We start from the raw sequence: 17,806 nt of genomic DNA, 5'->3' as shown, positions 1-17,806 counted from the left end.
GGCGAGTTGTTGCACCAAGGTTACAATCCTAGGCTATTGACTACCGGTTTGTGACAGGGATTCGAATCCGCGTGCAGTGCACAAGCCCGATCAGCGCGATTGCGTGTGCGGGCCGGAACGCTATAGCGGCGCCTAGACAGCCCCCCATATTGGAGCATCAGCCATGCAAGTGCGCGTCCTCGTCCGATTGAAGCCCGGCGTGCTCGATCCACAAGGCCGCGCCGTGCACCACGCACTCGAAGGCCTCGGCTTTACCGGGGTCGAAGACGTGCGGATCGGCCGGTTGATCGAACTCGATGTGGCCGACGGCACCGATCACGACACAATCAAAGCCATGTGCGAAAAGCTGCTCGCCAATACTGTGATCGAGAGCTTCACGATTGAAACCGCAGGAGCGCAAGGCTGATGGCGTTCCGGGCGGCGGTCATCACCTTCCCCGGCTCCAACTGCGACCGGGACATGGCCAGCGCATTCGAAGCGGTGTCGGGCCAGCCCGCGCTGCGGGTGTGGCATGCCGATGCCGATATGCCGGACCGGATCGATCTGATCGCGCTACCGGGCGGTTTTTCCTATGGCGACTATCTGCGTTCAGGCGCGATGGCGGCGACCAGCCCGATCATGCGAGCGGTGATTGCTGCGGCGGAGCGCGGTGTGCCGGTGCTCGGCGTTTGCAACGGCTTTCAGGTGCTCACCGAAGCCGGCCTGCTGCCGGGAGCGCTGCTGCGCAATGCCGGCCAGCGGTTCGTCTGCCGCACCGTGGCATTGACGGTAGAGAACACCGCCTCGCCTTTCACCGCAGGCTTTACCGCGGGCGAGACGATCCGCGTGCCGGTCGCGCATCATGACGGCAACTACTACGCCGATAGCGAAACCCTCGACCAACTGGAGAACGAAGGCCGCGTCGCCTTCCGCTATGGCGAGGCTGTCAACGGTTCGGCGCGCGACATTGCCGGGGTGCTCAGCGCCAATGGCCGCGTGCTCGGCATGATGCCGCACCCCGAGCGCGCGATCGAACCCGCAGCAGTGGCGGCGCTGGGCGGGGCTGACGGGCGGCACCTGTTCGAGAATATTCTGGCGAACTTCGCCACCGCGTAACGCCGTGCCTCAGGCGCGACGCTCGCTCACGTGGCGGAACAGCCCACGCGCATCATCGGCGGTCATCGGTCGGCCGAAGTAGAAGCCCTGGATCTTGTCGCAGCCCAGATTGCGAATGAGTTCGGCCTCTTCGACCGTTTCTACGCCTTCCGCAGTCGTGGTCATCTTGAGGCTCTGGGCCATCGCCACCACGGCATTAATGATCGCGAGGCTTTCCGCACTGCCCTGCGCTGCGCCCTGCACGAACGTGCGATCGACCTTGATGGTCGAGAACCGCAGCTTGCGGAGGTAGCCGAGTGAGGAATAGCCGGTCCCGAAATCGTCCAGCGCGACCGAACAACCCAGCGCCATTACCTGTTCGAGCGCGTTGCGCGCCACGCTGGCATCACGCAGGAAGATGCTTTCAGTCACCTCGATCTCAAGCCGTTCGGGGCGGAGACCGGTCACCGCGAGCGCCTGCACCACTTCCTCATGGAAGCCGGGCTCAAGCAGCTGTTCGGGCGAGACGTTGACATTGACCTTGATGTCTTCGGGCCAGTTGCGCGCTTCGTGGCAGGCCTGCCGCATCACCCACTGCCCGATGGGCACGATCAGGCGGGTGTCTTCGGCAAGCGGAATGAACTTGCCCGGGCTGACAAAGCCATGCTCGGCACTGTTCCAGCGCACCAGCGCCTCGAAGCCGACCACCTTCTCGCTGCGGGCATCGACCACAGGCTGATAATGCAGGATCATCTCGTCGCGGCCCAATGCCTTGCGCAGCGACGCTTCGAGCGAGCGGCGTTCCTCAGCCGAGGCGTGGAGCTCCTGCTCGAACCGGCAATGTTCGCCCCCGCCCATGTCCTTCGCTCGATAGAGCGCAAGGTCGGCGTTGCGCATCATTTCCTCAACGCTGTTCCCATCGCGCGGCCCCTCGGCGGAACCGACGCTGGCGCCAACATAGAGCGTATGGTGATCGACCTGATAGGGTTCGGACAGGCGATCGATCACTTGGCGGGCAAGATTGCGAATCACGCCCGGCGTGCTCGCATCGCGGATCACGATCGCAAATTCGTCACCGCCCAAGCGTCCGCACATCTGGTTCTCACCCATCAACGCTTGCAGGCGGGCCGAGACCTGGCCGAGCAGTTTGTCGCCGGTCATGTGGCCGAGCGAATCATTGATCGCCTTGAACCGGTCGAGGTCGACCATCAGCAGCGCGCAGCGCGTACGCCACTGCACCGAGTAGCGCAGCGCCTCGCCCAGTGCTTCGGTCAAGTGCAGGCGGTTGGGCAGCTGCGTCAGCGTGTCGTAACGCGCCAGATAAGCGATCTTTTCGGAGGACTTGCGCTGTTCGGTCACGTCCGAGCCGACCCCGCGGAAGCCGGTGAAGCGCCCCTGCTCATCGCGCATCGGCGTGCCGGACAGCTCCCACCACCGCTCTTCACCAAGGATCAGGACCTGCACCAGTATGTTCGAGAAATTCTCGCGCTTCTTCAGCCGCTCGGCCAGATCATGCAGGCTCGCCGGGAATTGCCCGTTCTCCCAGTTGCGGCCCGAGATCATCTCGAGCAGCGGCTTGCCTTCGACATCAGGCTGCGAGCGGCCCAGCGCGAAAGCGAAGCGCGGCGAAACAGAGCGAAGCCGCCTTGCTGGATCGACTTCCCACAGCCAGTCAGCCTCGTTCTCCTCGAACTCGCGCAGCAGCAGGGAGACCACAGCCTCCTTTTCGATCACGGCCGCTTCGGCCAGCCGCGCCTTGACGAAGGTCGAACGGACCTGAATCGTCGCGACGAGGCTCGCAATCGTAAACAAGATCGCCGCGCAGACCGCCTGCCACTCACCCTGCAAAGCGAGCGAAACAATCGCGCCGAACCCGAGAATGGCGATGTAGATCAGTACGCTCAGCGGCGAGGTTGAAAAAACGAAGGTCGAGGAGACCATCATCACCATCACGACCATCAGCATCGCGGTCGCTTGTGCCCCATCGGCCAACAGCGGAAAGGCGAGCAGCGCGGCCACCCAGCAGAAGGCTGAGGCAATGGCGTTGACGTTCTGCGTGCGCGCAATGGCTGCGGGACCGGCGCGGTAAGTCGGATCGACCAGCAGCAGATCGGTCTGCCGAGACCGGTAGAGAATGAAAGCGAGCAGCGCAGCCCAAGGGGTGACAATCAACAACCCGATCAGTGGCGCGAAGATTGAGGCGACGAACGCCCCCACCAGTGCATTGGCCAGCATCCGGTTACGGCTCGCCTGCGCCAGTTCGGCATATTCGTCGCCCCGCAGGCGCGTGGGATCGAACGCCGGATTACTCGACAGTCCGAGAACATCGGACATCGGTAACTCGACCGCAGGAGGCGGCGATAAGGAGGCGGATTGCTTGGCCACTGAGAGCAGCCTTAACGCCCAATGGTTAGATTGCGGTAAAGGGGCGCGAGAAACTGCCGCCTGACAATAGTTAACCCGACGCTCGCACCGGTACCCTTGTACGGGGCTATTCGACCGTCACCGATTTAGCGAGGTTGCGGGGCTGATCGACATCCGTGCCTTTGACCACAGCGACATGGTAGGCGAGCAGCTGCACCGGAACGGCATAGACCATCGGCACAATCAGCGGGTGGACCACCGGCATCTCGATCGTGGCTATGCAACCCTCGCCCGCCTCGGCAATGCCCTTGGCATCGGAGATCAGCACCACCTGCCCGCCGCGCGCGCGCACCTCTTCCATGTTGGAGACGGTCTTTTCGAACAGCGGACCCGAAGGCGCGATCACCACCACGGGCACCGCATCATCGATCAGCGCGATCGGCCCGTGCTTCATTTCGCCCGCCGCATAGCCTTCGGCATGGATGTAGCTGATTTCCTTGAGCTTCAACGCGCCCTCAAGCGCCAGCGGATAATCCTGCCCGCGCCCCAGATAGAGCACATCGCGCGCCGGGGCGATCAGGTGTGCCATGGCGGCGATATCGTCATCATGATCGAGCGCCGCATTGAGCGCGGCAGGCGCTTCCAGCAGGTGGCGCACGATCTCGGATTCCTGCTCGCGGGTAAGGCGGCCCTTCTTCACCGCCATATGCGCGGCAAGCGCAGCGAGCACGGCCAGTTGGCAGGTGAAGGCCTTGGTCGAGGCGACGCCGATTTCCGGCCCGGCGTGGGTCGGCAGCAGCAGATCAGCCTCACGCGCCATGGTGCTGGTCGGCACGTTGACGACCACGCCGATGGTCTGCCCATTGGCTTTGCAGTGACGCAGGGCGGCCAGCGTGTCTGCCGTCTCCCCGCTCTGCGAGATAAACAGCGCAAGGCCGCCGTCCTCCAGCACCGGGTCACGGTAACGGAATTCAGACGCGACATCGATGTCGACCGGGACGCGGGCAAATTGCTCGAACCAGTATTTCGCCACCATCCCGGCATAGTAGGACGTGCCGCAGGCGACGATCGTCAGGCGGCGGATGCTCGACAGGTCGAAGTCGATCTGCGGCAGCGCCACGGAATTGTCCGAGCGCCGCAGATAGGAGGCGAGCGTCTGCGCCACCACGGTGGGCTGCTCGTAAATCTCCTTCTGCATGAAGTGACGATAATTGCCCTTCTCCACCGCCGCCGCAGAAGCGCCCGAAGGCCGGATTTCGCGGGTGACCGGGGTGTTGTGGACATCGTAAATCTGCGCGCCGTCACGCCGCAAGACCACCCAGTCGCCCTCTTCAAGATAGGTGATGCGCTGCGTCAGTGGTGCGAGCGCCAGCGCGTCAGAGCCGAGATACATCTCCGCGTCTTCACCCTCCGGCCCATAACCCAGCACCAGCGGCGAACCCAATCGCGCGCCGATCAGCAGCTCAGGGTGCGCGCGGAAGGCAATCGCCAAGGCAAAGGCACCGCGCAGGCGCGGCAACACGGCGCGCACGGCGGCGACCGGATCGGCCCCTGCTTCGACTTCTGCCGAAATCAGATGTGCAACGACTTCGCTATCGGTCTCGCTCTCAAACACCCGGCCCTTTGCAGCGAGTTCCGCGCGCAGTTCCTTGAAGTTTTCGATGATGCCGTTGTGCACGATCGCGACCTCGGCGGTCGCATGGGGGTGGGCGTTGGCGGCGGTTGGTGCGCCGTGGGTCGCCCAGCGGGTATGCGCAATGCCGACATGGCCGGGCGCGGGATCGCTTGCGAGCACGCCGACCAGATTGGCAAGCCGCCCCTCCGCGCGCCGCCGCACGAGGGCGCCATCATGCAGCGTGCAAATCCCGGAGCTGTCATAGCCGCGATATTCCATCCGCTTCAGGCCATCGAGCAGCCGGTCTGCGACGCTGGCACTTCCCACGATCCCGATAATGCCGCACATTGCCTGGCTGTTCCCTCGCTGTCGTTTCAGCCGCTCTAGCCGCCCGAAAGTGAACAGCAAGCCCCACGATTGCGCAGGCAGGGCGGCCTTAGGAAAAAAACAACCTTTCCTACCTATTCACCATTCTTCGAGACGCACCCTTCGCTTCCTTCAGGCGAGGTGCGCAAGGATTTAGAGAGAGCCTCGGGGGCTGGGAATGAGCGCATTCGGAAAAAAGGGCAATGCTGGCGGAATGAAGCCGGGCTCACGGCCTGCCTTCGGTGTCGCGCGGCCTATGAAGGGTGGGGGCGCAGGTCCGCGCGGGGGCGAACAGTTCCCGCCCATTCCGGGTGAGCCCCCTGCCCCGCGTCCTGCACCGGCGCCTTCGCTCGCCAAGCCTGCTTCCACCGCCGAAGCGATGGATCGCCTCAATGAACGCATGGCCGCGATCAATGAGTCGAATTCCGAAGTCGGGGGCTTTGAAGCCAGCGTCCACAAGATCAAGGAGCAGGTGCTCCCGCGCCTGCTCGAACGTGTTGATCCCGAAGCGGCAGCGACCCTCTCAAAGGAGGAACTGTCCGAGGAATTCCGCCCGATCATCATGGAAGTGCTGGCCGAACTGAAGGTCACGCTTAACCGGCGCGAGCAGTTCGCGCTGGAAAAGGTGCTGATCGACGAGTTGCTCGGCTTCGGCCCGCTCGAAGAGCTGCTGAACGATCCGGACATTTCCGATATCATGGTCAACGGGCCGGATCAGACCTACATCGAAAAGAAGGGCAAGTTGGTGCTCGCCCCGATCCGCTTCCGTGACGAACAGCACCTGTTCCAGATTGCGCAGCGGATCGTCAACATGGTCGGCCGCCGCGTCGACCAGACCACGCCGCTCGCTGACGCCCGCCTCAAGGACGGCAGCCGTGTGAACGTAATCGTGCCGCCGCTGTCGTTACGCGGCACCGCGATCTCGATTCGTAAGTTCTCCGAAAAGCCGATCACGCTCGACATGCTGCGCGACTTCGGTTCGATGTCGGACAAGATGTGTACCGCCTTGAAGATCGCGGGCGCATGCCGGATGAACATCGTCATCTCGGGCGGTACCGGTTCGGGTAAGACGACCATGCTCAATGCCCTGTCCAAGATGATCGACCCGGGCGAGCGCGTGCTGACCATCGAAGACGCCGCGGAACTTCGCTTGCAGCAGCCGCACTGGCTGCCGCTCGAAACCCGCCCACCGAACCTTGAAGGGCAAGGCGCGATCACCATCGGCGACCTTGTGAAGAACGCTCTGCGTATGCGTCCTGACCGCATTATCCTCGGGGAAATTCGTGGCGCCGAGTGTTTCGATCTCCTGGCGGCGATGAACACCGGCCACGATGGTTCAATGTGTACGCTCCACGCCAACAGCCCGCGCGAATGCCTTGGGCGTATGGAAAACATGATCCTGATGGGCGACATCAAGATCCCCAAGGAGGCCATCAGCCGCCAGATCGCCGAATCGGTCGATCTGATCGTGCAGGTGAAGCGTCTGCGCGATGGTTCACGCCGCACCACCAACATCACCGAGGTGATCGGGATGGAAGGCGACGTGATCGTGACGCAGGAATTGTTCAAGTTTGAATACCTGGACGAGACCGACGACGGCAAGATCCTCGGCGAATTCCGCGCCAGCGGCCTGCGTCCCTACACGCTGGAAAAGGCGCGGCAGTTCGGCTTCGATCAGGCATATTTGGAGGCGTGTCTCTGACACGCCGATCCGGGCCGTCCGGCCAGGCGCGTTCGGCCTAGCCGGCCGGCGGCCGGTCGGCCTTGCGAACCCTTACGGGTTCGTGTGCCACTGACATTGATTTGACGGCCTAAAGTCCCCCCAGAACGACCGGCAGGCTCATCGCAAGGCAACCGCCGCCCGCAATCGCTGCCAGCATGAACAGGCTGGTCCACGGTACCCAACCAACCTGCTCCAGCCGCGCAACATCGCGCCGCTTTGCCCGCCGCCGCTCCATGACGGCCGCAATGCCAGCGAGCACCCACAAGGCCGCGCCCGTCCACGCAAGCTGCGCGGCATCGCTCAGCAGTTCGAATTGGGCGACAATGTCCATCGGCGAGCTATGTGGGTGCGCGCACTGCTTGCGCAACCCTCTCGCCTCGGCCAAGCCGTCGCGCGATGGATGGCTCGATCGCCCGCCCCCGCCCCTTGCTTGCGCTCGGCGTCCGATTGCTGGCCGCGTTTGCGCTGGCGACGATGGGCATGCTGGTCAAGCTGGCGGGGACACGCGGCGCGCATCTGATTGAGCTGATCTTCTGGCGGCAATTGCTCACTGTGGTGTTGCTCGGCGCGGGATTGGCGCTGACAGGTAAGCTTGCGCTGCTCAGGACCAAACGCCTCCCCGCGCACGCCCGGCGCGCGGCGAGCGGATTGTTCGGCATGATCTTCACCTATGGCGCGGTCTTGCTGCTGCCACTGACCGAGGCGACGACGCTCGGCTTTACCGCACCGGTGTTCGCCGTGCTGATCGCCATCGTGTTATTCCGCGAACGGATCGGCCCTTACCGCTGGGGTGCGGTGGCGATGGGCTTTGCCGGGGTTATCATGGTGATGCAGCCGTTTTCCGGGCTGCACGAAGGCGTGACACTGGCCGGTGTCGCGGTCGGACTGGTCGCGCCTTTCATGGTGGCGCTGATCAGCTTCCAGCTTCAGGACCTCAACACCACCGAGAACCCGTGGAGCATCGTCTTCTGGTTCAGCGCGCTGACCACGCCCATTGCTGCCATTGCCCTTCCCTTCGTGATAGCGGGCCATGATCCGGTGACCTGGGCGCTGATCCTCGGCATGGGACTGGTTGGCGCGGCCGCACAAATGCTGCTCACCACCTCGCTCAGGTTCGGTTCGGCCGCCGTGATCCTGCTGATGGATTACACCGCGCTGCTATGGGCGAGCTTCTACGGCTACACCATCTTCGAACGCGCCGCGCCTGCCAGCCTGTGGCTCGGCGCGCCATTGATCATCGCCGCCGGGCTGTTGATTGCCTGGCGCGAGCGGCAGCTTGCCCGATCCCGGGTGCACTCTGGCGAATAGCATGGACCTTTTGGACACTCGCGCCGGTACACGAGGTAGGGTCCATTCAAAGGAGCACCCCGCCATGACCACTCGTAATCTGCTTCTCGCACTCGTCGCCGTGCCGGCACTGTTGGCATCCACCGCATGCAACACTGTCGACGGCATGGGCGACGACCTCAAATCGGCATCGAAAGAGGTCGAAGAAGAAATCTGAGCCGACGCGGCGGCGGGATGCTTCATGGAATTGTCAGGAATATTTATGCAGGGTCGCGCGTTGAGCTTCCATGCCTTCCCATAAAGGATGTGATCTGATGATTCGCAATGCATTGACCGCCGCCGCCCTCGCCGCTCTCGCGCTGACTGCTACCGCGTGCAATACGGTTGACGGCATTGGCGACGATATCAAGTCGGTCGGGCAGGCCGGCAAGCGCGCAATCGATTAAATCTTGCGATAAACCAGCATGATGTTGTTGGCGGGCAGCGCGTGGCGCGCGGTCCGCCGCATACCATGCGTGGCGGCGAGCGCATCCAGAGCCTCGACCTCGCGCAGGCCCCAAAGTGGATTGCGGGCTTTCAGGCTGGCATCGAAGTCGAGGTTTGACGGCGCCGTTTCCACGCCCTGTTCGATATAGGGGCCGTAAAGGATCAGCGGTGCACCGCTGAAGCTCAACACTTGGGCAGCCCCCCGGAAAAGCCCGAGGGTCGCTTCCCAAGGGCTGATGTGAACCATGTTGATGCACACTAAAGCAGCAGCTTGGGCGACCGGCCACGCCTCTGGCGCCGCTGCATCAAGCAGCAGCGGGACAGCGAGATTGTCACCGGGATAGTCCGCGCGATAGGCTGCGATGGACTCCAGCGCCTCGGGCGAGGGATCGGTCGGCTGCCATTGCAGGGCAGGGAATTGCCCAGCGAAGAACACCGCGTGTTCTCCGGTCCCTGCCGCAATTTCGAGCACAGTGCCGCTGGCGGGCAACTCGCTCGCCAGCACTTCGGCAATCGGTGCGCGGTTGCGCTCTGTGGCGGGGGCGTGCTGTTTCATGTCAGGAGACCTGCCGCTAACTCACTTGTCTTTCTTGGCCTTCCCAATAAGGCGCGCGCAGCTCGCGGCGCAGGATCTTGCCGCTCGCGTTGCGCGGCATCAGTGGGATCACATCGACGCTCTTGGGCGCCTTGAAGGCAGCGATGCGTTCACGCGTCCAGGCGATCACATCAGCCTCGTCGATTTCGTGCCCAGGTTTAGCGACGACGCAGGCCTTCACCTCCTCACCCCACTTGGCGCTCGGCACGCCGATCACGGCGACCTCAGCGATGGCGGGGTGGCCGTAAATCGCGCTTTCCACTTCAGCGGGATAGACGTTCTCGCCGCCCGAGATGATCATGTCCTTGATGCGGTCCTGGATATAGACATAGCCATCAGCGTCCATCACGCCCGCGTCCCCGGTGTGGAGCCAGCCATCGGGGTCGATGGTCTTGGTCGTCGCGTCGGGCAGCTTCCAATAGCCCGGGGTATTGCTGGGTGAGAGTATGCAGACCTCGCCGATCTCGCCGCGCGGGACCTCGACATTATCCGGCCCGCGCACTTCGATACTGACACCGGGGCAGGCTTTGCCAGCTGAGCGCATCCGCTGATTGCCCTCCAAGGAGTGATCCTCGGGCGGCAAGATCGAGATCGTGCCGGACGTTTCGGTCATGCCATAGGCTTGCAGGAACCGGGTGGTCGGCATAGTCCGCACCGCTTCCTTGAGCAATTCCAACGGCATGGGCGCCGCGCCATACATCAAGTATTTGAGGTTGCTGAAATCCGTGGTCGCCGCGCGCGAGTGCTGCACCACCATCTGGAGCGCCGCCGGCACGATGAACATATGCGTCGCCCCAGCCTCGATCGCTTCGAGCACGCCGACGGGGGAAAATTCCGCCTGCACCAAGCTGCGCACGCCATTGGCAATCGCGATGTTCACTAGCCCCGTGCCGCCGATATGCGCGCAGGGCATGGCGATCAGCATGCAATCACCGGGCTCGTAGAACTGCCAGTCCAGCCCCGCTTCGTTGCCCGCATTCCTCAGGCCGAGCAGATTGGTGTTGGTCAGCATCGCGCCCTTGGGGTTGCCGGTCGTCCCCGAGGTGTAAAGCTGCAACACCGGATCATGCGGCCCCGGCGGCGTATAGTCCGCCGGTTCGAAGCCCCCTGCTGCCGTGCGCGCGGTTTCCGCCTCGATCACTTCGGGATTGGCGGAAACTTCGCCCGCGACCTTGTGCGCCGTCTCGATGAATTCCGCATCGGCGAACAGCAGCTTCGCCTCGGTATCGCCGAGGATATAGGCAATCTCTCGCGGGGCCAGCCTCCAGCCGATCGGCACCATCACCGCGCCCATCCGTGCCGCGGCGATATAGAGCAGGAAATAGGTATCGCGGTTCTTGCCGAGCCACGCGATCCGGTCCCCCGCGCCGATCCCGCGGGCGTGCAACAATGCGATCAGCTGGCGGGTGAGGAGATCAGCCTCGGAATAGCTCGTGACCCGCCCGTCGTGATCGAATGCCGGACCGTCAGGCCGCTCCTTGGCCCAGAAGTGCAGGATCGCATCGAAGGTCGAAAAGTCGTGATAGGCGTTTCTCGCCATGGCGCTGCTCTCTCCCAAAAGCTGTGTGGAGAGAGGTTAAGCGCAACGTCACGTAACGGTCCAGCAGGGATTTGGAGCATCGCGCCGAAAAGTGGTGACCGGTTTTCGGCCACCAGCGATGCGACCACAAAAGCTAGCGAAAGCGCCCCTGCCGCCGCGCAATCGGCTCGCGCAAGCCCAACCACACCAGCAGGCCAAGCGGCCCGGCCATGAAGGTCGCCAGCAATACCGGTGCCTGAATGAAGCGCGAGATGTTCTTCGCATCGCCATCGCGGGCGATCCACAGGCCGACGAACAGATCGAAGGCGAGGTAATGCGTCCATCCGATGGTGACGCCGCCGTCCGAACCAAAGATCGAGCGGACGCCTTCGATGGTCGTGAAATTCGCTCCGCCGCCTTGCGGATTGGGGATTAGCCCGCTCAACAGGCCGATCAGCCCGGTGGCGTAGATCAAGCATAGCAGGCCAATGCCGAGATAGAGGATTCCGGACAGGAGCGCTGGCCAGCGCGGCAGCAGGATCAACCCCGTCCACGCGATCAGCGCCAGCAGGTTGACCATGCTGAACCACGCATTCCAGTCGATCATTGAGCCTCTCCCATCTCGCCCAAGCGACGCCATTCACGCGCGGCGCGGCGCATCGCCTCGTTATCGTGCGTAAAGCGCCCACCGGCCCGGCGTAGCGCAAGCCCCAGCGCGGCCTCAGCCACCAGCCCCGCATCGATCGAGCGGAACCGCTGCCATGAACCCGACAAGAGCGGATCAATCAGCGGCGCGGCGATGATCGCCGCCCGCTCGGCAAAGCGCAGGTCGTCGGTGCGTGTCCCGCGTAGTAGGCCCGGATGGAGGATATCGAGCCGCTTGAACCCGACGCGTGACAGCGCTTCTTCGGTCTCGCCCTTCACGCGCATATACAGGCTCTTGGAACGGGCATCGGCTCCCGCGGCACTGATCACCACCATGTTGGGCACCCCGGCCCGTTTGGCCGTTTCGGCGGTGGCGAGCACCAGATCATGATCGACCGCGCGGAACGCGGCTTCATCACGCCCAGCCTTCTTCCAGGTGGTGCCAAGCGCACAGATCAGCGCGCGCGGGCGCACCGCGTCGAGGACCTCGCCCCATTTGGCGGGCTCTGCCACGAACATCTCCATCCGCGCGCCGGGCGGCAGCGGAACCTCGCGCCGGGCGATGCCGACGATCCGCACCTCATCGCCTGCGCTGGCAATCTCGATCACGCGGCGGCCAACCAGCCCTGTTGCCCCGACCAGAGCGATGCGTACCGGACCCATGCTGCGCGGATCAGACATTGATCAGACCCGAGGGACGCTCGCCGTAGATCTTGCTCACCGCCTGCATCGCAAACCGGTCGCTCATGCCGGCGATGAAATCGGCGATCACCCGCGCGCGGCTCGGATCGCGCTGCGGCAGGCGGGCCTGCCAGTCGTCCGGCATAAGGCGCGCGTCCTGCGCGTAAGCGGCGTAGAGCCGCGCCACGACATCACGCGCGCGCTCGGCCGCCGCGATCTGTTCGGGGTGGTAGTAGAGCCGTTCGTACATGAAGGTCTTCAGGCGCCGTTCCTGTGCGGCCATCGCGGGGGAGAACCCGGCGAGCTGGCGCCCGGCTTCGCGCACATCTGCCACCGAACGCAGGCCTTTCACCTGCGCCGCAGTGTGCTCAATCACATCATTCACCATCAGCCCGATCTGGTCGCGTATCATCTCGCGCAGCAGACGGTCACGCGGGGCATGGGGGAAGCGCTTTTCGACGCTACGCCACTGATCTGCGAGGAAATCGAGAGCGAGCAAATCGTCAAGGCTCAGAAATCCGGCGCGCAATCCATCGTCGATGTCGTGATTGTCATAGGCAATATCGTCCGCCACAGCCGCCACTTGCGCCTCGAGCGAGGGCCAAGTGCCGAGCATCAGCGGAAAAGCTTCGTCCAATTCCGCCAGCGCCCAGTTTGGCGCGGTCACCGGGCCGTTGTGCTTGGCTAGGCCTTCCAGCAGATCCCAGGTGAGGTTGAGCCCGTCATGCGCGGGATAAGGGCACTCGATCCGCATCACTGTGCGCAGCGCCTGCGCATTGTGATCGAAGCCGCCATGGCGCTCCATTGCAGCCGAAAGCGCCGCTTCCCCTGCATGACCGAAAGGCGGATGGCCGAGATCATGGGCAAGACACAGGGCTTCGGTCAGGTCCTCGTCCAGCCCAAGCGCGCGGGCGATCACCCGTCCGATTTGCGCGACTTCAAGGCTGTGGGTCAGGCGGGTGCGGTAGTGATCGCCATCAGGGGCGATAAACACCTGGGTCTTGGATTTCAGCCGCCGGAAGCTCATCGAATGGATGATCCGGTCACGATCACGCTGGAAAGCACTGCGCGGACCGCGCCGCTCGCCATCACCAGCGCCGCCGAATTCGCGCGGCCCGTGAGCCTCGGGGTCGGCAGCATAGAGGGCGCGGGTCATCACAGGTCGAGCGCGTAGGCGAGCCGGACAGGGTTCTCAACCAGAACGAGGCAAGAACACTGCAAAAATGGCGGGAAAACAGACGGTTGGATAAGAAAAATTATGGGGCCGCCTTCCGGTGATTGGGGGGGAGGAAAGCGGCCCCAAGGGCCAATCGGTGCGACCCGAAGACCCGGATAATGCCAAAACGTTTCCGCGACAAAATCCGAGCGCGCCTTAGGAGTAAAAGTTAATCGGTTGCACCCCTTGCAACCCAGCTAATCGACCAACAGCACGTCCAGCCCGATGAGCCGAAGACTATCCCCCGGCTTCCTGATGCAAAATCCAGTCCGCAGCCGCTTCGCAATGGATGCGGGTGCTGTCAAAGATCGGCAGGACGTTGGCATCGACATCGACCACCAAATCCAGCTCGGTGCATGCGAGCACCACTGCGCCAGCGCCTTCCTGGGCTTTGTTGGTGATGATCGTCTTGAGCGTCCGCTCGGCCTCGCGCGTAACCTTGCCGACCATCAGCTCGTCATAGATGATCCGGTCGAGCATCTCGACATAGTCGAGGTTGGGCGGCAGCAAATCGATCCCGTGGGCAACCAGCCGCTTGCGATAGAAGCTTTCGGTCATCACGTTGCGGGTGCCCAGCAGCGCCGCGCTGGTCACACCGGCGAGCTTCATGGCGAGGCCGACATATTCGGCGATGTGCAGGATCGGGATGTTCACGCTGACCGCCACATCGTCATACAACCGGTGCATCGAATTGGCGCCGATGATGAGGCCCTCCGCACCCGCACCTTCAAGCCGCTTTGCACTCTCGATCAGCACGCTGGCCGCACGCTGCCAGTCACGTTCTTCGCGCAAGGCGTAGAGCTGGCAAAAATCCAGGCTCTCAATCAGCAGCGGCGCGCTCGCCATCGGGGCTGCGCGTTTCTGGACGATGCGGTTGATGTGATCGTAATAGGTCGCGGTCGACACCCAGCTCTTGCCGCCGATGATCCCGAGTTTGCGCAAAGCCGCCAGCCTTTCGATTCTGTGTGCAAGTGCGAAAGGGTGTAGGGTGCAAGCAACCTTGGCGTCCAGTGGGCCCGGGCGTGCGGGCGGGGGTTACTCCGGTTTTGCGGTCAAGGCGTGCTCGGCAAGCCACGGTTGCAAGTCGCTAAGCGTGGCGTCAGGCGCTTCCTCGTGCGGCTGGTGGCCGATCTTTGGATAGATCACCAGTGTGTTGTTCGGCATGGTCTTGGCGAGCCACTTGCCCGCTTCGACCGGGATCACGCGATCTTCTTCGCCCCACAGGATCAGCGTCGGCGTGGTGACCTTGGCAATATCCGCCTCGGCCAGCGGATCATAGGGATAGCCGAACCGCTTCAAGGTCGCACGGCGGTTGCCGGGGTAGCGCAGCAGCTCCCAGTAACGCGTCACGGCCGCCTCGCTCGCGACGGATTTCACCGAGACCGATTGTTCGAGGCTTTGCTGGATCAAGCTGCGCGGGGTGATCTGCTCGACCAGCAGATTGATCCCCGGCGTCTGGGCAATCTTGAACCCGATATTGCCGCTGTCGTCGTCTTTCTTGGTATCCAGCTTCAGCATCGGCCCGCCGCTGCCATCGACCAGCACCAGACCGGTCAGCCGCTCAGGGTGGGCGACTGCAAAGGCTAGCGCGTGCTTTCCGCCCATCGAATTGCCGCCGAGGATGAACTGCTTCAGCCCCAGCGTGTCCGCCACTTCGAGGATATCGGCGACGTAATTGTCGCGGCTGTAATCGTCCTTGGGGTCAGGCCCGGTGAGGCCATGACCAACCTGATCGAACCGGATCACCCGGTACTGGCCCTTGAGCGCCGCGACCCAGGGCTCCCAGGTGTGCAGATCGGCATTGGAGCCGTGGAGCAGCACAATCGCGGGCGCATCTTTCGGCCCCTCGTCACGCAGGTGGACGGTCACGCCCCCACCGATCGCGACGAATTGCGATGGTCGCCCACCATACTTGGCGCGCATTTCGGCCGCGTCCGTATCGGGGGTGCGGAAGATCAGGAAGGCGATCACGAGGATGCCAAGGAGCGCGAGCAAACCGCGCCAGACCCATTTCATCATTCCATCTCCGCAATCCAGCGCCGCACGACGGCGACGCCTTGTTTGTCAACGCTGGCCTTGCCCAGTTCAGGCATGGCGATACCGGGCTCCGCACTATCCATTCGGAATAGCAGGATCGATTTATCGGGCTGGCCGGGGAGCACCGAGAAATCATGCCCCCCCGCCCCGCGGCCCGCCGCGACCGGGCGCTTGAGGATTCCGATCGCGTGGGGATCGGCTTGCTCCCAGCGCAGATCGAGTCCTGAATTGGACGCGCCGCCGCCGGGCTGGTGGCAATGGGCGCAGTTCACATCGAGATAAGCGCGGGCGAAGGGCTCCACCGGTCCCTTGTCCGAGTAACCCGCCCAGACTGGCATCGTAGCCCCGCCCGGAGGCAGCCGGTCGAGTACGCGGCTGTCCAGCATCTGTGCCATCCACTTGACCGACAGATTACGCGCCTTGGGGCCGATCGGGATCACCTGCCCGTCCTTGGCATGACAGCCCTTGCACTGGTTCTTGTTCGGAATAGCATAGGAAATCGTCTCGCCTGCCGGAGTGACCAGATCGAGCCGGCCGCCCGCCAAAGCCAACGTCGCCTCGGTTTGCTCGGCATTCCAGCGATATGGCAGTGCCACCCAGCCATCCGCGCGGTGGAGCAGCACGCGGGTCTCGATCAACCGCCGCGCCTCGCCTTCGCCGAACGCGAATGTCTTGATGATCGCTGCGCCGACCGGGAACTTCAGCAGCCCCTCGCCATCAGCCACAAGCTGCGTGCCTTCGGGCAGGTAGATGAAGCGCAGCTTCTCCGCCCCGTCGGACCACAACGGGGTGTTGAGGGCATAGGGATGAACGCCGAGATTCGGCACCTGCGCATCGGGCTGGATGAAGAAGCCGTAGTCAGAAAGCTTGGCCGGAAAGCCGCTCCCCGTGATCGCAGCATCCGAAATGGTGGGGGCCACCAGCCGCGCGTTCGCCATCACGCCGCCAAGCGTGACAAGCGACAGCGCAAGGACGGCGGCAGGCCGCTTCACTTCAGCCGCGCCTCCAGCGCTGCGGGGGCACCGACTTCGGGAAACTCCCAGCTTTCAAGCGGGGTCAGCATCAGCGGCCCGGGCTGCGCTTCGGCAAGGCTCTGCCCCGGCTTTGACAGATTGAGCGACCAGCCGGTCACACCCTTGGCAATCTTCAGCCCGTTATCCTTCTCGACGATCCCGTCCCACAGGACCGGCGGAAGCGCGCCGCCGAAAGCCGCCAGCAATTGCTCCTTGCCATCAAGCTGCGGATCATCGCCGCCACGCCCGAAGGCGTTAAAGCCGACGATCACATTGCGGGCATAGGGATTGTAGCGCTCGTCGGTGAAAGGTTGGGTGTAAGCGACCACCATGATGTGCGCGGTCGGGTTGTTCTCGAAGGCGTTTTCCTCGATCAGCACCCCGTCATTCGCCATGACCAGTACGCCCGTGCCGCGGCGGACGCTGGCGACGATATTGCCGGGAGGCGCAAAGTTCGGGGTGTCGTTATCCGCCACGACGTTCTGGCGCAGGATCACGTTGCCGCCGTTCATCACTGGCAGGCCGGGAAGGTCGAACACCAGCAGTCCGCCGGTGTTGCGGGTGGCGATGTTTTCGGTGACGAGCGCGTTGCGGCTGTTCTCGATCTCGATCCCGGCCACGTTGTATTCGACGAGATTGCCGCGAACCGTGATGTCGCGGCTCTGACCGACATAAATGCCCGCATCAGACGCGCCCGAGACCTTGGAGTTCGTCACCAGCACGCCGGTGCTCTCAACCGGGTAGATGCCGTAGGCACCGTTGGTCGCCTTTGGCCCGCCAGTCCATGTGACCCGGATGCCGCTGTAGATGATGTTGTCCGCCCCCTTGGACTTGATCCCGTCGCCCTTGGGGTTCTCAACTGCGAAATCGCGCAAGGTGACGTTGTCGGAGGTGACCAGCAGCCCCTCACCTGCGCCTTGCTGACCGGTGAAGTCCAGCACGCTGGCGTTCTCCCCATCCATGCCCGCGCCGCGCAGCGTCACGCCGTCAACGTCGAGGCTGAGCCCGTCGGTCAGGACGAAGCGGCCCGCTCCCAACTCAACCACATCGCCCGGCGCCGCAAGAATCAGTGCTTCCTGCAAGCGTTGCGCCGCACCATCGCCCGGTTCGACCCGTTGGGTTTCGGCGGCGAGCGGCGCTGCTGTGGCCAGCAACACGGCGGCAAGTGCCAATCGGTTCATGATG

18 protein-coding genes are annotated in these 17,806 nt (G+C 63.5%); 6 read left to right on the top strand and 12 right to left on the bottom strand.

Annotated features, from left to right (window positions below; genetic code table 11):
* Window positions 1-163: 163 nt before the first annotated feature.
* Complete coding sequence (gene purS, locus GRI59_RS06980; RefSeq protein WP_160760520.1) at window positions 164-406, top strand: phosphoribosylformylglycinamidine synthase subunit PurS; 243 nt, start codon at window positions 164-166, stop codon at window positions 404-406.
* Window positions 406-1,095 (top strand): phosphoribosylformylglycinamidine synthase subunit PurQ, encoded by a 690-nt coding sequence (gene purQ / locus GRI59_RS06975; RefSeq protein ID WP_160760519.1) that lies wholly within the window; start codon window positions 406-408, stop codon window positions 1,093-1,095. The genes purS and purQ overlap by 1 nt, the downstream gene beginning before the upstream one ends.
* 9 nt (window positions 1,096-1,104) lie before the next feature.
* Here the strand turns inward: purQ and GRI59_RS06970 are convergent, their stop codons facing one another.
* Both GRI59_RS06970 and glmS read right to left on the bottom strand, forming a co-directional pair.
* On the bottom strand, window positions 1,105-3,408 hold the full coding sequence (locus tag GRI59_RS06970; RefSeq protein WP_160760518.1) for a putative bifunctional diguanylate cyclase/phosphodiesterase: 2,304 nt from the start codon (window positions 3,406-3,408) through the stop codon (window positions 1,105-1,107).
* A 157-nt stretch (window positions 3,409-3,565) separates the two neighbouring features.
* The gene (glmS, locus tag GRI59_RS06965) at window positions 3,566-5,401 is read right to left on the bottom strand and encodes a glutamine--fructose-6-phosphate transaminase (isomerizing) (protein ID WP_160760517.1); all 1,836 of its coding nucleotides are present in this window, start codon (window positions 5,399-5,401) and stop codon (window positions 3,566-3,568) included.
* A gap of 196 nt (window positions 5,402-5,597) precedes the next feature.
* Here glmS and GRI59_RS06960 point away from each other — a divergent pair, with 196 nt between their 5' ends.
* Window positions 5,598-7,121 carry a TadA family conjugal transfer-associated ATPase gene (locus GRI59_RS06960; protein ID WP_183363630.1) on the top strand — a complete coding sequence of 508 codons (1,524 nt, stop codon included), beginning with the start codon at window positions 5,598-5,600 and terminating at the stop codon, window positions 7,119-7,121.
* A 109-nt stretch (window positions 7,122-7,230) separates the two neighbouring features.
* Here the strand turns inward: GRI59_RS06960 and GRI59_RS06955 are convergent, their stop codons facing one another.
* Window positions 7,231-7,473 carry a hypothetical protein gene (locus tag GRI59_RS06955; RefSeq protein WP_160760516.1) on the bottom strand — a complete coding sequence of 81 codons (243 nt, stop codon included), beginning with the start codon at window positions 7,471-7,473 and terminating at the stop codon, window positions 7,231-7,233.
* A gap of 65 nt (window positions 7,474-7,538) precedes the next feature.
* On the opposite strand from GRI59_RS06955, the gene GRI59_RS06950 reads away from it, so the two are divergent.
* From GRI59_RS06950 to GRI59_RS06945, 3 genes are all read left to right on the top strand, one after another.
* Window positions 7,539-8,450: a DMT family transporter gene (locus GRI59_RS06950; protein WP_160760515.1), complete on the top strand. Its 912-nt coding sequence runs from the start codon at window positions 7,539-7,541 to the stop codon at window positions 8,448-8,450.
* Between the two features lie 64 nt (window positions 8,451-8,514).
* Entirely contained in the window at window positions 8,515-8,646 is a 132-nt protein-coding gene (locus GRI59_RS15930; RefSeq protein ID WP_272917005.1) for a hypothetical protein, read from the top strand.
* 97 nt (window positions 8,647-8,743) lie between these two features.
* Window positions 8,744-8,875 (top strand): Entericidin EcnA/B family protein, encoded by a 132-nt coding sequence (locus GRI59_RS06945; protein WP_160760514.1) that lies wholly within the window; start codon window positions 8,744-8,746, stop codon window positions 8,873-8,875.
* Here GRI59_RS06945 and GRI59_RS06940 read toward each other — a convergent pair.
* The 9 genes from GRI59_RS06940 to GRI59_RS06900 all read right to left on the bottom strand — a co-directional run bounded on the left by GRI59_RS06940 (window position 8,872) and on the right by GRI59_RS06900 (window position 17,802).
* The gene (locus GRI59_RS06940) at window positions 8,872-9,471 is read right to left on the bottom strand and encodes a DUF938 domain-containing protein (protein ID WP_160760513.1); all 600 of its coding nucleotides are present in this window, start codon (window positions 9,469-9,471) and stop codon (window positions 8,872-8,874) included. The genes GRI59_RS06945 and GRI59_RS06940 overlap by 4 nt on opposite strands.
* Before the next feature lie 16 nt (window positions 9,472-9,487).
* Window positions 9,488-11,050, bottom strand: coding sequence for a long-chain-fatty-acid--CoA ligase (locus tag GRI59_RS06935; RefSeq protein ID WP_160760512.1), 1,563 nt, complete (start codon window positions 11,048-11,050; stop codon window positions 9,488-9,490).
* Window positions 11,051-11,183: 133 nt separating this feature from the next.
* Window positions 11,184-11,636 (bottom strand): ABA4-like family protein, encoded by a 453-nt coding sequence (locus tag GRI59_RS06930; protein ID WP_202390939.1) that lies wholly within the window; start codon window positions 11,634-11,636, stop codon window positions 11,184-11,186.
* On the bottom strand, window positions 11,633-12,355 hold the full coding sequence (locus GRI59_RS06925) for an NAD(P)H-binding protein (protein WP_237440734.1): 723 nt from the start codon (window positions 12,353-12,355) through the stop codon (window positions 11,633-11,635). The genes GRI59_RS06930 and GRI59_RS06925 overlap by 4 nt, the downstream gene beginning before the upstream one ends.
* Complete coding sequence (locus GRI59_RS06920; RefSeq protein ID WP_160761547.1) at window positions 12,348-13,511, bottom strand: deoxyguanosinetriphosphate triphosphohydrolase; 1,164 nt, start codon at window positions 13,509-13,511, stop codon at window positions 12,348-12,350. The genes GRI59_RS06925 and GRI59_RS06920 overlap by 8 nt, the downstream gene beginning before the upstream one ends.
* Window positions 13,512-13,808: 297 nt before the next feature.
* Window positions 13,809-14,513, bottom strand: a complete 705-nt coding sequence (locus GRI59_RS06915; RefSeq protein ID WP_160760511.1) for an aspartate/glutamate racemase family protein — start codon at window positions 14,511-14,513, stop codon at window positions 13,809-13,811.
* A gap of 93 nt (window positions 14,514-14,606) precedes the next feature.
* On the bottom strand, window positions 14,607-15,590 hold the full coding sequence (locus GRI59_RS06910; RefSeq protein WP_160760510.1) for an alpha/beta fold hydrolase: 984 nt from the start codon (window positions 15,588-15,590) through the stop codon (window positions 14,607-14,609).
* A complete protein-coding gene (locus GRI59_RS06905; RefSeq protein WP_160760509.1) occupies window positions 15,587-16,600 on the bottom strand; it encodes an SO2930 family diheme c-type cytochrome in 1,014 nt (337 codons plus the stop codon). Before GRI59_RS06905 ends, GRI59_RS06910 begins: the two co-directional genes overlap by 4 nt.
* Window positions 16,597-17,802: a parallel beta-helix domain-containing protein gene (locus GRI59_RS06900; protein WP_160760508.1), complete on the bottom strand. Its 1,206-nt coding sequence runs from the start codon at window positions 17,800-17,802 to the stop codon at window positions 16,597-16,599. Before GRI59_RS06900 ends, GRI59_RS06905 begins: the two co-directional genes overlap by 4 nt.
* Window positions 17,803-17,806 lie beyond the last annotated feature (4 nt).

The sequence above is a fragment of the Erythrobacter ramosus genome, from assembly GCF_009828055.1.
Lineage (GTDB): Bacteria > Pseudomonadota > Alphaproteobacteria > Sphingomonadales > Sphingomonadaceae > Erythrobacter > Erythrobacter ramosus.
This window is presented reverse-complemented; position numbering and strand designations above follow the sequence as displayed.